At 35.9% G+C, this 14,985-nt stretch carries 10 protein-coding genes; 7 read left to right on the plus strand and 3 right to left on the minus strand.

The window, feature by feature from the left end; all coding sequences use genetic code 11:
• The first annotated feature begins 18 nt into the window (after nt 1-18).
• From JMI89_RS02990 to JMI89_RS03010, 5 genes are all read left to right on the plus strand, one after another.
• Nucleotides 19-711 carry a PspA/IM30 family protein gene (locus JMI89_RS02990; protein ID WP_187756315.1) on the plus strand — a complete coding sequence of 231 codons (693 nt, stop codon included), beginning with the start codon at nt 19-21 and terminating at the stop codon, nt 709-711.
• A 98-nt stretch (nt 712-809) separates the two neighbouring features.
• Complete coding sequence (locus JMI89_RS02995) at nt 810-1,469, plus strand: OB-fold-containig protein (RefSeq protein ID WP_220679302.1); 660 nt, start codon at nt 810-812, stop codon at nt 1,467-1,469.
• Nucleotides 1,470-1,495: 26 nt separating this feature from the next.
• Entirely contained in the window at nt 1,496-3,595 is a 2,100-nt protein-coding gene (locus JMI89_RS03000; RefSeq protein ID WP_187756313.1) for a hypothetical protein, read from the plus strand.
• A gap of 121 nt (nt 3,596-3,716) precedes the next feature.
• The gene (locus JMI89_RS03005; RefSeq protein ID WP_220679303.1) at nt 3,717-8,660 is read left to right on the plus strand and encodes a DNA repair ATPase; all 4,944 of its coding nucleotides are present in this window, start codon (nt 3,717-3,719) and stop codon (nt 8,658-8,660) included.
• A 314-nt stretch (nt 8,661-8,974) separates the two neighbouring features.
• Nucleotides 8,975-9,487 (plus strand): CHAP domain-containing protein, encoded by a 513-nt coding sequence (locus JMI89_RS03010; RefSeq protein WP_220679304.1) that lies wholly within the window; start codon nt 8,975-8,977, stop codon nt 9,485-9,487.
• A 127-nt stretch (nt 9,488-9,614) separates the two neighbouring features.
• Here the strand turns inward: JMI89_RS03010 and serA are convergent, their stop codons facing one another.
• On the minus strand, nt 9,615-10,856 hold the full coding sequence (gene serA / locus JMI89_RS03015) for a phosphoglycerate dehydrogenase (RefSeq protein WP_187756310.1): 1,242 nt from the start codon (nt 10,854-10,856) through the stop codon (nt 9,615-9,617).
• Between the two features lie 38 nt (nt 10,857-10,894).
• The gene (gene rpiA / locus JMI89_RS03020; RefSeq protein ID WP_187756309.1) at nt 10,895-11,554 is read right to left on the minus strand and encodes a ribose-5-phosphate isomerase RpiA; all 660 of its coding nucleotides are present in this window, start codon (nt 11,552-11,554) and stop codon (nt 10,895-10,897) included.
• Nucleotides 11,555-11,715: 161 nt separating this feature from the next.
• On the opposite strand from rpiA, the gene JMI89_RS03025 reads away from it, so the two are divergent.
• Nucleotides 11,716-12,612: a LysR family transcriptional regulator ArgP gene (locus JMI89_RS03025; RefSeq protein WP_187756308.1), complete on the plus strand. Its 897-nt coding sequence runs from the start codon at nt 11,716-11,718 to the stop codon at nt 12,610-12,612.
• Nucleotides 12,613-12,722: 110 nt separating this feature from the next.
• On the opposite strand, the gene pepB is transcribed toward JMI89_RS03025, so the two are convergent.
• Nucleotides 12,723-14,000, minus strand: coding sequence for an aminopeptidase PepB (pepB, locus tag JMI89_RS03030; protein WP_370633705.1), 1,278 nt, complete (start codon nt 13,998-14,000; stop codon nt 12,723-12,725).
• A 194-nt stretch (nt 14,001-14,194) separates the two neighbouring features.
• On the opposite strand from pepB, the gene JMI89_RS03035 reads away from it, so the two are divergent.
• Nucleotides 14,195-14,977 (plus strand): tyrosine-protein phosphatase, encoded by a 783-nt coding sequence (locus tag JMI89_RS03035; protein ID WP_220679306.1) that lies wholly within the window; start codon nt 14,195-14,197, stop codon nt 14,975-14,977.
• The last annotated feature ends 8 nt before the right edge of the window (nt 14,978-14,985 follow it).

Consider the following 14,985-nt stretch of genomic DNA (forward strand, 5'->3'; position numbering starts at 1 on the left):
AGAATACGAGGTTTAAAAATGGCAATATTATCAAAATTAATTACGGCATTGCGTGGTGGCATAAATGAAGCTGGCGAAGCGATTATTGATACACAAGCATTACGTATTTTAGATCAAGAAATTCGTGATGCTGATAGTGAATTAAAACAAGCGAAGGAAGCGTTAGCTAGTGTTATGGCCCAGCAGAAAATGGCTGATAAACAAGTTGTTGAAACGCAATCTAAAATTACTGAATATGAAGGTTATGCACTTAAAGCGTTAGATAATAATGATGAAGTATTAGCGTTAGAAGTTGCAGAAAAAATCTCGCAACTTGAAAATGTATTAGCTGGTCAGCAAAAACAAGCTAAAGCGTTTGCTGAAAGTGTAACGAACTTGCGACAAACTATTTCACAAACCGAAATTAATATTCGCAATTTAAAACAACAAGTTGATATTGTAAAGGCAACAGAAAGTGTACAGAAAGCACAATCTGCTGTTTCTCAACGCTATGGGGGATCAACAGCAAAATTACAAACAGCATTGGATTCCTTAGATAGAATTAAACAGCGTCAGGAAAAAAATGCGGCAACAATTGAAGCGAAAAATGAATTAGCGCAGTCAGAAAATCATGATCCATTAGATGCTAAATTAAAAGCAGCCGGAATTAAATCAGAAAATCAAAATGCTGCGATAATTTTAGCAAAATTAAAAGAAAAAAATGCTAAATAAGTTAAGTGATTTATTTTTGATTTTTTTAGGCTAAAATATCAAAAAATAACTAACTAAAATATGTCACACAGATATCTTGGATAAAAGGAAAAATAACAATGGATATTTTTGTCAGTATATTTCTTGCCTTTCCTGTGGTAATTTACAGTGGCTTACTGGCTTTATGTGTTTTATATTGGCTGTTTGCGGCAATGGGTATATTGGCTATAGACTGTCTTAATTTTGATCTCGATCTTGACCTTGATGTTGATGCCTATCACGCGGAAATACCTTCTACCAGTTTGGGGGGACTTCTAATGAAATTTGGTTTTAATCAAGTCCCGTTAACCTTGATTATTACGCTAATTTCGTTAATTGGTTGGATCATTTCTTATAGTTCTTTTCAATTATTACTCCTCCCTTTTTATGATGTGCCATGGATTTATTATCCAGTGGGTATCGTTGTATTTTTTGTAGTATTAATCATCGCTATATATATTACAGCTTTTATTATTAGACCAATACGGCCGCTATTTAAGCGATTGAATGCGACAAATCATAAGACTTTACTTGGACAAACCGTCGTCATTCGTTCAAGTGTTGTAAATAATGATAAAGGTGAAGCAATTTATGAAGATGGGGGGGCTGGATTAATTTTACAAGTTAGGTGTGATGAATCATATCAATTTAAACGTGGTGATAAAGCTATATTGCTTAATTATGATGCAACTTATAATAGCTATCAAATCGTGAGTATTGATGAATTTAATGGATCGTAAAGGTAAATTTTTGGAGAATAAAAAATATGGGTTTTAGTTTTGATAGTTTAACACTTTTTGGCATTGTGATTGCGATTATTGCCATTATCATTGTCGGTTTTATAGCATTATTTAAATCATTTTATATCAAGGTACCACAAGGAACGGCGTTAATTGTTAATGATATGACATCAAGCCCTAAGGTACATTTTACTGGTGCATTAGTTTATCCGGTAATCTACAAAAAAGAGTTCATGAAAATATCTTTAATCTCTTTTGATGTTGAACGTCGTGGTAAAGATGGTTTGATTTGTAAAGATAATTTGCGGGCAGATATTTGTGTCGCTTTTTATTTACGCGTTAATGAAACAACCGAAGATGTTTTGAAAGTTGCTAAATCAATCGGTGTTGATCGTGCTTCAGATCAAAAAGCAGTGAGTTCCTTATTTAGTGCTAAATTTTCCGAAGCATTAAAAACCGTAGGTAAGCAATTTGAGTTAGCTAAATTATTTGAAGATCGAATGAATTTCCGTGAGCGTATTATTGATGTTATTGGTAAAGATTTAAATGGTTATGCTTTAGAGGACGTTGCCATTGACTATTTAGAACAAACACCAATTCGTTCACTAGATCCAGATAATATTTTTGATGCTGAAGGGATTAATAAAATCACCTATATTACAGCAATTCATAAAGATGAAACCAATAAACGTGAACGAGATCTTGAATTAGCATTAAAAAAGAAAGATACCGAAACAATAGAAGCTAAACTTGAACTTGAACGTCAACAAGCGGATGCTGAAGCGCGCCAAAAACGTGAAATTGAAACAATTCGTGCTCGTGAACTTGCTGAAACATTAAAAGTGAAAGAAGAAGAACGTTTAAAAGCAGAACAAGCACGAATTCAAGCTCAACAAGAAATTGAAGTCAGAGAAGAAAATCGTCAGCGTGAAGTGGAAGTAGCACAACAAAACCGCTTACGCGCTGTTGCGATAGAAGAAGAACGTGTAGAAAGAGCACGCTCTTTAGAAGTTGTGGCTCGTGAACGTGAAGTTGAGTTGCAACGAATTGAAAAAGATAAAGCACTCGAAGAAGAAAAAAAGAATATCGCCAATGTGATTCGTGAACGTGTATCTGTTGAAAAAACGGTTGCTGTAGAAGAGGAACGTATCAAAGAAGTGCGTGAAGTATCAAAAGCCGATCGTGACAAACAAATTGTAGTTATTGATGCGCAAGCGCGTGCCGAACAAGAATTAGTAAAACAGGTTAAACAAGCAGAAGCAGATGAACAAGCGGCGAAACATCGTGCGGTCGAAATCAGTATTATCGCTCAAGCTGAGCTTGAAGCAGCAGCTAAAAACGCTGAAGCGAAAAAACAATTAGCGCAAGGTGTTGAGGCTGAAGAAGCTGCTATTGGTCTTGCTGAAGCAACCGTACGTAAGGCCAGCGCTGAAGCTGAAGAAAAAGAAGGTTTAGTTAAAGCGCATGTTTGTGCTGAAACATTATTAGCCGAAGCGAAGGGTAATCAAGAGAAGGGCTTAGCCGAAGCAAAAGTCATCGAGGCAAAAGCAATTGCCCTTGAAAAACAAGGTTTAACAGAAGCAAAAGTGTTAGAAGAAAAACTTTCTGCTCAAGCACGTGGTGATGAAAGAATTGGTTTAGCAAAAGCTACTGCAACCAAAGAAGTTGGGATCGCTGATGCTCTAGTGATTCGTGAGCGCTTAACGGCAGAAGCAAATGGTTTGGTTGAGAAGTTCCAAGCTCTTGGTACAATGAATGAGCAATCAAAAAATCATGAAGAATTCCGCTTAGCATTGGAAAAAGGTTTTGAACAGGCGATGGCGGCGATTGCAGCGAATAAAGAAATTGCCAAAGAACAAGCCGAAGTACTTGCGGCTGCGTTTAGTAAAGCTAACATTGAAATTGTGGGTGGTAATGATAACTTCTTCAATAGCTTCTCAAAAGCAATTAGTGTAGGTAAAGCGATTGAAGGGGCTGTCGGTCAAAGCCCTGTACTACAGAATGCATTACAATCCGTATTAGCTCGCTTATCAAATAACAAGGATATCGATATTAAAGAAGCGCTTGGTAATACCGATTTAAAAGCATTAGCTAAACAGTTCTTATCTTCTTCTGATCAGAGCTAGTAAGGCGATTGTTTTATAACACTTGGTAATAAAGTGATTTTCATTATCTGTTTTTACTCAGCCGCTTCATTGGCTGAGTAAAAATAATCATCTTTTCTGTATAATAATTAATGAGTTAAAAATGACAGACGTTCAACAAGATAATCAACAGCAAACAGCACTGGATAATGCCGTAGCCGAAGGCGGTGCTTATGAAATTCTCCGTAAACGTTTAACCGCATTGGGTCAAGAGCTACAGCAAAAAACGGAAGCATTAAACCAACAAAGATTGTCTGAGTTCGGTAAAAGTGATATGTCAATTATTAGCCGAATTCGTATTCGTACGGAAAATAATTGTATCGCTCGAGATATTGTACGATTTGGTGATTGGTTATTATTTGGTTATAACGTCTTTCTAGGGTTGAAAAAAGAGACCAAAATAGCCGATGTATTTTCACTTTATCAGTTAGTAGAACGTGATGGTAATTACGAGACTGAACCGGTTGCTCTGGGTGATACCTTTTTAAATATTGAGCGTTTTGTACAAGATTTTAATGAACTTTATACTTATTATAAAAATGCTCAACTTTTGCAATTAGTTGAACGAGATGGGAAATTACTGGCAAGTTTTCAAATTGGTGAAAGGGTTAGTGATATTCGGGTTTTCCGTTGGTCTATTTCAAGTGATAAAAAAACCATTAATTATATTGATAATCGTGGTGAACGTGATATTGCCTTACCGCCCGCTTATGATTTTGAATGGGTTGAAACAACGCGTGAAAATATTGTTAATGGTCGTTTTCCGCATATCAATATTTTAGATACAGTATTTGTTGAAACGATTGGCGGTGATCTAACCATCAAATGTGAGAATAATACCAATGATGGTTTGGGTATTTATCGTGAAGAAGTTTTGGATAAAAACCAATCGCTTAACGATGCTAAAATTGAATATGCTAAAGTGGGTTCTTTAATTCTATTAAGAATATTACCTTATCGCGAAGAGAATTGGCGATATCTTATTTATAATACGTTGACTCAAAAGGTTCAGCGTATCGATTCTATTGGTCAAGCTTGCATTCAATTACCAGAGGATCATGGTGTTATTTTTCCGGGTGGTTATTATTTACAAAACGGTGAATATAAATCTTTTGATCAATCAATGGAAGGAATGCGGTTCCGCCGTATTCGTCGTTCACCAAATGGTGAAGATGTGATGTACATCTTTTATGATCCGAATTCGGGCCGTTTAGCACTGTTTAATTACAATATGATTGAACGAAAACTCAGTAGTCCGATTCTTGGTCATGGTTATGCCGTGTTTGAAGATGGACGAATGGTGGTTTTTGAAGGTGAACGTGATGAACCTACACGTGTCCATCCAATGCAAATCTGGCAAACGCCATTTTACAGTGATGAATATGCTGCACAACAACCTACTAATAATAGCTTCTTAGGTAAAATTGGAAATGCTGAATTAGTTAGGGGGATTTCTGATCTCTATTTTATTGTTCGTGAAATTGATAATCAGGCTGTTTCATCTACTCTTTATAGCAAATTGATCACCGATACCAAACGTTTATTTGATAGTTATTTTTGGTTGAACGATGAACGTCATTTATCATTTAATACCAACCTACATAATATTTGTCAAACTAGTGAATTAGTATTGGATGAGTATGAAAAAGTTGAAAGTATTCGTCGGCAGTCTGATAGTTCTATGCGTGAGGCGATATCTGATCAGAAGGCATTACTAACCACGCTTTATCCAGATACATGGCAAGAGACCCAAATGTATGTTGATGCACTTAATGCTATTAAGATGCAACTTGGGAAACTTGTTACTTTACGAAGCTATCGTTATATTGATCTCGATCAGCTCGATCAGATGGAAAATGAATTAAAAGAACGACAATCTATCGTTTCTTTGGCAACCGCAAAATTTTTAGCTGGTGAACAAGCGCTTAAGCCATTTTTAACAAAAATTAATGAATTAGAAGCTACTATTGCAAAAGCGGATACAGCAGTCCAACTTAACGAGGCCATTAAGCAAACGGAACAAATGTCGGTTGACTTAGACATGCTGTCTCAGTTAATTGCTTCATTAAAATTTGATGATGTTACATTACAGACAAAAATTATTGAAGCTATTGCTGATGTTTATAGCCAGTTAAATCAAACCAAAGCACGTATTAATCAAAAACGTAAAAGTCTAGCTAGTGTTGAAATGGTTGCACAATTTGGTGCCCAATTTAAGTTGTTTAACCAAAGCATTGCCAATGCGTTAAGTATCTCAACAACACCAGAAAAGTGTGATGATGAATTGTCGCGTTTACTTGTGCAACTGGAAGAACTTGAAAATCAATTTAGTGATAGTGACGAATTTCTTAATGATATTTTATCTAAAAGAGAAGAAGTACTTGAAACATTCGAAACCCATAAACAAGCACTACTCGAAGAGAGAACCAAGCGATCTGAAGCATTGCAAACAGCAGCGCAGAGAATTCTCGATAGCATTCCACGCAGAACGGCTAAATTTGTGGATCCTAATGAGTTAAATGCTTTTTTTATTGCAGATACGTTAGCCCTGAAAATTAAGGAATTGGTTGAAAAACTTAGGTCTCTATCTGATAACGTTAAAGCCGATGATATCGAATCGCGTTTTAAAAGTGCTAAAGATCAAGCTATTCGCACATTACGTGATAAATCAGAGATTTTTGAGTCAGGTGGTAATGTGATCAAATTAGGTCCTCGCCACAAATTCAGTGTTAATACCCAAGAGCTTGATTTAACCATGGTGGCAAAAGAAGACCATCTTTATTTACAACTTACTGGTACTGATTATCAAGAAAAAATTAACAATTCCAAACTTAATAGTTATAAAGCATTTTGGCCATTATCGTTAGAATCAGAATCTACAACGGTTTATCGTGCTGAATATTTAGCCTATTCTATTATTTCCTCGGCGCTGAAAAATGAAAATGGTTTAACCTATGCAGATTTAACAACGCAGGTAAATCAATTAGATAGTTTAAATAAAACGGTGCGCGATTATGCCGCAGTGAGGTATCGTGAAGGTTATGAAAAAGGGGTGCATGATCATGATGCGGTAAAGATTATAGCCAAATTAATTCCATTGGGTGAAAGTGCAGGTTTGTTGCGTTACAATCCTTTAGCTCGTAGTTTGGCCATCCTATATTGGCATTATAATCAAAAAAATGATATTGCGACTTTGTGGCCTGAACGGTCAAAAACCTGTATGGATATTTACACATTATTTGGTCATGACGAAGGATTACAAAACTTGCGTTTAGAAATTGCCAATGAGTTAACGTTGTTTTTGTCCCAGTATCCCATTGCACATGAACATTTTCATATTAAACAAGCCGCCGAATATCTCAGCTATGCTTTAGCTGTGGTTCCCCAAGAATTTGTATTAAGCAAATATAGTAAACGTTTATTTGACGAGTTGAAAAATCATTTAAATCAATCCCATATGTGGAGTGATTTTAACCAGTCACAGGTGAAACTAGCTGATCGCATTGCCGATCGATGGCAATTAATTGAAAATTGGTATAAAGGCTTATGTACTTTACCAAAATATCAAGCTTTACAAAGCTATATTGCTGAAGCAGTGATTTTATGTTTGTTAGATAAACAGACACATCTCAATATTACGATCAGTGAAATGGAACTGGAAATTACGATAGGGGATTTATTAGGACAACATCAACGAGTTAAGCAAGGTGTATTGACTATAAATCTTGATAATTTCTTTACCCGTATGCGCCATCAATCGCGTATTGTCATTCCTGAATTCCAGAAATATCAAGCTATACGTCAAGAAATATTAAATGAACAGCGTAATGATTTACATTTGGATGAATTTAAGGCGAAACCGTTAAGTTCATTTGTTAGAAATAAATTGATTAATCAAGTTTACTTACCGATTATAGGAGATAATTTAGCTAAACAAATTGGTACGGTAGGTGAAAATCGGCGAACTGATTTAATGGGCTTATTATTACTGATTTCACCGCCAGGCTATGGTAAAACAACGTTAATGGAATATGTGGCTAATCGTTTAGGCTTAATTTTTATGAAAATTAATGGGCCAGCATTGGGACATAGTGTTTTATCTTTTGATCCCCAACAAGCTCCAAATGCGACCGCTCGTCAGGAGTTGGAAAAACTCAATCTTGCATTAGAGATGGGCAATAATGTGATGTTATATCTTGATGATATTCAACATACCCATCCTGAATTTTTACAAAAATTTATTTCATTGTGTGACGGTTCCCGTCGTATTGAAGGGGTATGGCAAGGTAAAACTAAAACCTATGATTTAAGAGGTAAAAAGTTCTGTGTCATTATGGCTGGTAATCCGTATACCGAGTCAGGTGAAGTCTTTAAGATCCCAGATATGTTGGCTAACCGTGCCGATATTTACAATCTTGGTGAAGTGTTAGGGGGAATGGACGAGGTCTTCGCTTCAAGCTATATTGAAAACTGTTTAACGTCAAATAGTGTTTTGTCGCCATTAGCATTACGTGATTTAAATGATCTTTATCACTTAATCGATCATGCTCAAGGTAAACCGCTAAATACTAATGAATTAAGTTATACCTATAGCCAAGCTGAGATCGGTGAAATTGTTGCAGTGTTAAAACATTTGTTGACTATCCGTGAAGTGGTATTTAAAGTTAATCAACAATATATTATTAGCGCCGCACAGTCAGATAAATATCGTACTGAACCGCCATTTAAACTACAAGGTAGTTACCGTAATATGAATAAATTAGCGGAAAAAATCTCAGCGGTGATGAATGCACAGGAGATCAATCAGGTTATTGAAGATCACTATTTAGGTGAGGCTCAATTATTGACCAATGGTGCAGAGGAAAATCTCTTAAAATTAGCTGAAATTCGTAATGTATTAACAGCTGAACAAAAAGTACGTTGGCAACAGATCAAACAAGATTTTATGCGTAACAAGGCTCTGGGCGGTGATGATAGTGATACTGGCGCAAGAATTGTGACTCAGTTAGCAGATCTTGTGCAAAGCGTTCAATCCTTAAAAGTATAAATTTATTAAAACGATCCAATCCTAAATCGGAGAAATGTTTTAGGGTTGGATATCGCTAATATCTTGATTTATTGACTTTGAATTAGCTATGTTTTCTCTAATCAAACAATATGTTAGACATTTTGATTTGATAGTGAATACACATTGAGAAAATATTATTCTTTAGTATATAAAAGGTATTGATAGGGTAATATAATAAGTTATAAATCTCTCAACCGGATGAAAAATAACAAATGTTAAAACACAGGAAAAAAATTTTATTTTTTTTAATATTAAGTTTATTAAGCTGTTTTATCTATTACCGATATTTTTATTTGGAACAATTAGAAGATAAAGACAAAATTGGCCAAATTGTCGATCAATTTAACGGCGTGAATGTTTATTATAATGGTAAGATCGGTAATGTTAGCGGTCGTAATGTGACCAAAGATGGTTATAATCTAGGTCAAAAATATCAATGTGTTGAGTTCATTAAACGTTATTATTATGAGCGTTTTAATCATAAAATGCCGGATAGTTATGGGCATGCCAAGCATTTTTTTGATTCTGATATTGCTGATGGGCAAATAAATGCTAAACGTAATTTATTACAATTTCATAATGGTTCACCAACTAAGCCAGAAGTAGAAGATATCATTGTATTAGGCAAATCCTTATATGGTCATGTTGCCATAATTAGTAATGTTACAGCTAACGAAATTGAAATTGTTCAACAAAATCCAGGCCCTAATGCCAGCAGCCGTGCTACCTATCCATTAATATTTAAAGATGGCTTATGGACGATTGATAATTACCGTGTTTTGGGTTATTTACGCAAAGCGAAATAATGAAAAATTCTTTAATTAATCGATGATAAATTAAAATTTTAGGTTATAGATGCAGATAACAGATTATATATTTAACGCAGATTAATTAAATATATAATCGATGTTATTCGTTAATTAGCTTCAATATTTAAAACAATAATCTAGCTTTGATCGTTCCCGTGACCTGTTTTAGTTCGGTTAAAATATCTTCTGCTCTTGTAAAATCAACACTATCAATATCAATGACTACATAACCTACTTCTGGAGAAGTTTGCAAGTACTGACCAGCAATATTTAAACCACGGTTTGCAAATAAGGTATTGATAGCGGTTAATACACCAGGTTGATTTTTATGGATATTGATAAAACGGCTTACGCCTTTACTTGGAATCGGCAAAGAAACTTCAGGGAAATTTACTGCGCTTAACGTTGAACCAGAATCAGAATATTTTGCTAATTTGGTGGCAACTTCTATGCCAATATTTTCTTGTGCCTCAATTGTTGATCCGCCAATATGAGGTGTAATAATAACATTATCGAATTGACACAAAGGAGAGCTGAATGGTTCACTATTACTTGCTGGTTCGCTAGGAAAGACATCAATCGCCGCACCGCCAATATGTTTACTAGCTAGCGCATTAGCTAATGCATCAATATCTACCACTTTACCTCGGGAAGCGTTAACCAAAATAGAGCGTGGTTTCATCATATTAAATTCCTTTTCACCAATCATTTTTATGGTGGTCGGATTTTCTGGAACATGTAATGAAATTACGTCACTCTCGGCTAAAAGCGCTGCCAAACTTGGCATTTGTTTAGCGTTACCTAATGGTAATTTAGTTTCTATATCATAAAAAAACACTTTCATACCTAATGATTCAGCCAGTACGCTCAGTTGGCTACCGATATGACCATAACCAATGATACCTAAACGTTTACCCCGTGCTTCATGAGAACCAATGGCTATTTTATTCCATTTACCTAAATGTGCTTGTGCATTAGCCTCAGGAACTCGTCTTAACAGTAAAATCATTTCAGCTAGAACTAATTCAGCAACCGAACGGGTATTTGAAAATGGTGCATTAAATACCGGAATTCCTCTTCTACTCGCTGCCTGAAGATTAACTTGATTGGTACCAATACAAAAACAACCAATTCCAGCTAATTTAGGCGCACAATTGATGATTTCTTCCGTCAGTTGGGTTCGAGAACGAACGCCTACAAAGCGAGCATCTTTAATAGCTTCTTTTAATGCTTGCTCATCGAGTGCTCCTTTATAGTATTCAATATTGGAATAACCTGATGCTTTTAAAATTTCGATTGCGCTTGGATGAACGCCTTCCAGTAATAAGAATTTATTTTCGTCTTTATTTAATGTCTGCACGACCATGTTATTTCCTTAACAATTTTGTTGAGTTTGTCAGGCTATTATAATGCAATCTCTTTTACACCACTTTTAGTACCTATTAGCGCAATATTGGCCCCTCGGTTAGCGAATAAACCCACGGTAACCACACCAGCAATATTATTGATTTTATGTTCCATTTCAATGGCATTTGGTATCATAAAGTCGTGAATGTCTAGGATTACATTGCCATTATCGGTTACCACGCCATCACGATAAATCGGTTTGGCACCGAGTTTGAAAATTTCTCTAGCTACATATGAACGAGCCATTGGGATAACTTCAATAGGAAGGGGAAAATTTCCTAAGGTTTCAACCACTTTTGATTCATCAACGATACAGACAAATTTTTTACTAATGGCTGCGATGATTTTTTCGCGCGTAAGTGCCGCTCCACCACCTTTGATCATTTGCATTTGATGATTAATTTCATCAGCACCGTCAACGTAAATATCTAAACTATCGACATCATTACAGTCAAAAACACGAATACCATATTCCATTAATTTTTTGGTTGATGCTTCAGAGCTTGAAACAGCACCAATAATATCATTTTTAATCGTCGCTAAGGCATCAATAAAATGTGCGGCGGTGGAGCCTGTACCCACTCCTACTATAGTTTTAGGTTTCACAAATTTTAATGCGGCAAACCCGACAGCTTTTTTTAATTCGTCTTGAGTCATTGGTATTACCTTAAATTAATTATGAAAAATAATAAATTTTTATAAGCAATCTTGTGTAAGATATGGCATAGTAACCAATTGAGAAGCAAAAATCATTATGATTTTGATAAAAAATCGTAAATTTGATCAGCAATATTTAACAATAAACTATTATAATACTCATGAAACGTCCAGATTATAGAGCATTACAGGCATTGGATGCCGTTATCAAAGAACGAGGATTTGAACGCGCGGCTGATAAGTTGTGTATTACACAACCAGCGGTATCGCAACGTATAAAACAGTTGGAAAGTTTTTTCGGTCAACAGTTGTTAGTAAGAACGATCCCACCTAAAGCGACGAAACAAGGTGAGCATCTGTTAGGTTTATTGCATCAAGTTGAGTTGTTAGAACAACAATGGCTTGGTGATAATGATCACACCACGACCCCTTTATCGCTTTCTATTGCGGTGAATGCTGATTCATTAGCAACATGGCTATTACCTGCATTAAAACCGGTATTAGATAAAAATAATTTGCGTTTTGATATTCAGGTTAAAGATGAAGAGCATACTTTAGATTTATTGCGATTAGGAACAGTTGTTGGAGCGATCAGTATTCAAGAATTACCCTTGCCTGGTTGTTTATCAGATCGCCTTGGCGCATTAGATTATATTTTTGTGGCCTCACCAGACTTTGCTAAGCGGTATTTTCCAAATGGTGTAACTCGCTCAACTTTAATGAAAGCGCCAGCGGTTGCGTTTGATCATTTGGATGATATGCACCAAATGTTTTTAAATGAAAATTTTAATATGGCACCAGGTAGCGTGATATGTCATATTACCAGTTCATCAGAAGCTTTTGTTCAGCTGGCTAAACAAGGGGCAGCGTGTTGTATGCTACCAATCCTACAAGTCGAAAATGAATTAAAAAATGGTGAATTAATTAATTTAACAGAAGGGTTATTTCAGCGTCGTATGTTATATTGGCACCGATTCGGACCTGAAAGTAGTGTGATGCAAAATATTTCCGAAACCTTAACACAGTATGCTAAGAATGTACTGTGGCAACAAGATTAAAAAGTGGTGATTATCAACACTATAATTCATTTCTGTTTTACGTGGGTCACTATCTGACCCACATCTATATCAATTAAATTTACTAACGTTGAGTTTAATATTGGTATTATTTATTGCAATTGCGTTAGTAAATTGGCTAATGATCTAACCCCAACGCCTGTTGCTCCTGTTGCCCATAATGCGGTTGCTGATTTGCGGAAGGTTGCTGAACAGTCAATATGTAACCAATTTTGCTGATAGTTATTTACAAAATAAGATAAAAAAGCTGCCGCAGTGCTCGCGCCAGCAGTGTTTGGCAAACCGGAATTACCAATATCAGCAAATGATGATGGAAATTGTGAACGGTGAAATTCTGCTAATGGTAATTGCCAAAATGGTTCAAGTTCATATTGTGCACTTGTTAACAGTTGTTGAGCGAAGCTCTGATCAAACGATAGCAATGAATGATAATCGTTACCGACCGCTACTTTTGCCGCCCCAGTTAATGTTGCACAATCGATAATATATTTAGGATGTGCATCACATGCGCATAATAATCCATCAGCCAGCACTAAACGACCTTCAGCATCGGTATTTTCGATTTCCACACTGACACCATTACGGTAACGAATAATATCACCTAATTTAAAAGCTTCACCACTGACTAAATTATCTGCACAGCATAAATAGAGTTTAATACGTGATGTTAAACCACGGCTAATGGCTAAGGCTAAAGCACCGGTTACTAATGCTGCACCGCCCATATCTGCGCGCATGGTTTCCATAAATTGGGTTGGTTTTAAGCTATAACCACCAGAATCAAAGGTAATTCCTTTACCGACTAAACAAGCCATAACTGGGAAGTTATCATCGCCGGTTGGATTATAATCGAGCTCTAATAATACCGGTTCTCGCACTGAACCTTTACCAACCGTATAGATGCCCATGTAGTTATCTGCTTTTAGCGCCTCACCACAAATAAGCTTATATTTTACATTGTTTGATAAAGATGTGATTAAATCTATACTCATTTGTGCTAACTGCTCTGGACTTTGCTGCTCTGCAGGTTGATTAATCGTATTACGGGTCCAATCAATGATCGATAAACGATTGTTTAATTCATGTTGATCATCTTGATTAAGCTTAGACCAGTGAATTTTTGCTTTATGATAGCTTTTAGGATGACGATAACCAAGCCAAAAATGCCAGTTAGCTTCGAGATCCCATCCTTCGCCAGCCAAAGTAAGATCGTAAATTCCTTGGCTTTCGATTTTGCGACCTGCCTTTTGAATGGTTTCCAAATAAGGTTGAGTTGTACAATGAATAGTAATACCTTGATCGGTATAGCTGAGTAGAGCGGATTGACCCCATTGTTCATCGGCAGATTGATGGGACAGAAAAATCGACATAGTCGCCATGATATTTGTTACTCCATTGAAAGTGATTCGCGTTTTATATCACTATTTTAGCAAAATTAGTTAATAATACACCTTTGATTCATGGTTACCACGTTAATCATGGCATAAAAAATTTTGTTGATGGGGGCATTAGTAAAGTGCGTTATAATTACATCAATCATATTAATTTCGGTAGGAGGTCATTTATGTCATTATCGTCACCCCATATTGTTGCCATTAAAAATGGTATCAATTTCCGTGATTTAGGCGGAATTAAAACCAAAGATGGGCGTAAAATTCGGACAGGATTACTTTTTCGTTCGGGTGATTTTTCGCAAATTACAGATGAAGAACAGGCTTTTATTGAACAAAAATTAGCGATTAAAGCGGTGTTAGATTATCGGGATAATGGTGAAGCACAACATCGGCCAGATAAGCTTTGGCACTCAGTGCAATATTTTAATGTTCCAGCTAATCCATTAAGTGATGATGTCAGCGCCAACTTGACTAAAGAATTAACTGAAACGAATGATTTAAAACAGCATAGTCCAGCGGACTTTATGATTAAACTGTATCAGTTATTACCGTTTAATAATCCCGCTTATCAAACATTAGTTGATTTATTAGTCAATGGTAATGGTAAATCGTTAGTTCAACATTGTGCTATTGGTAAAGATCGCACCGGTATTGGTGTCGCATTAACGCTGTTAGCATTAGGCGTTGAAGAAGAACAGGTGATGCAAGACTATATTTTGTCAGAAAAATTATTAGCTCCCGTGATTGATCAGATCTTTGCTAAGTATCAAGGTAAATTAGATCAACAGTGGCTTGAAAAACGTAAGCAGATTTTTGCTGCTAATCCACTGTATTTACAAGCGGCATTTGACGCGATAAAAGCACGTTATAACACGTTCGATCACTGGCTTGAGAATGATTACCAATTAACTGATGAAAAACGACAAGTTATTCAACGCTATTATTTAATTTGATTTTATTT

Origin of the sequence: Frischella sp. Ac48, from assembly GCF_019641635.1 — a bacterium.
Classification (GTDB): Bacteria; Pseudomonadota; Gammaproteobacteria; order Enterobacterales; family Orbaceae; genus Frischella; species Frischella japonica.

Bases quoted from the DNA above. Each gene is read 5' to 3' on its own strand.
- JMI89_RS03005 (WP_220679303.1), top strand. From the start codon at position 3,717: ATGACAGACGTTCAACAAGATAATCAACAGCAAACAGCACTGGATAAT.
- JMI89_RS02995 (WP_220679302.1), top strand. From the start codon at position 810: ATGGATATTTTTGTCAGTATATTTCTTGCCTTTCCTGTGGTAATTTAC.
- serA (WP_187756310.1), bottom strand. From the start codon at position 10,856: ATGGTCGTGCAGACATTAAATAAAGACGAAAATAAATTCTTATTACTG.
- pepB (WP_370633705.1), bottom strand. From the start codon at position 14,000: ATGTCGATTTTTCTGTCCCATCAATCTGCCGATGAACAATGGGGTCAA.
- JMI89_RS03035 (WP_220679306.1), top strand. From the start codon at position 14,195: ATGTCATTATCGTCACCCCATATTGTTGCCATTAAAAATGGTATCAAT.
- JMI89_RS02990 (WP_187756315.1), top strand. From the start codon at position 19: ATGGCAATATTATCAAAATTAATTACGGCATTGCGTGGTGGCATAAAT.
- JMI89_RS03000 (WP_187756313.1), top strand. From the start codon at position 1,496: ATGGGTTTTAGTTTTGATAGTTTAACACTTTTTGGCATTGTGATTGCG.
- rpiA (WP_187756309.1), bottom strand. From the start codon at position 11,554: ATGACTCAAGACGAATTAAAAAAAGCTGTCGGGTTTGCCGCATTAAAA.
- JMI89_RS03025 (WP_187756308.1), top strand. From the start codon at position 11,716: ATGAAACGTCCAGATTATAGAGCATTACAGGCATTGGATGCCGTTATC.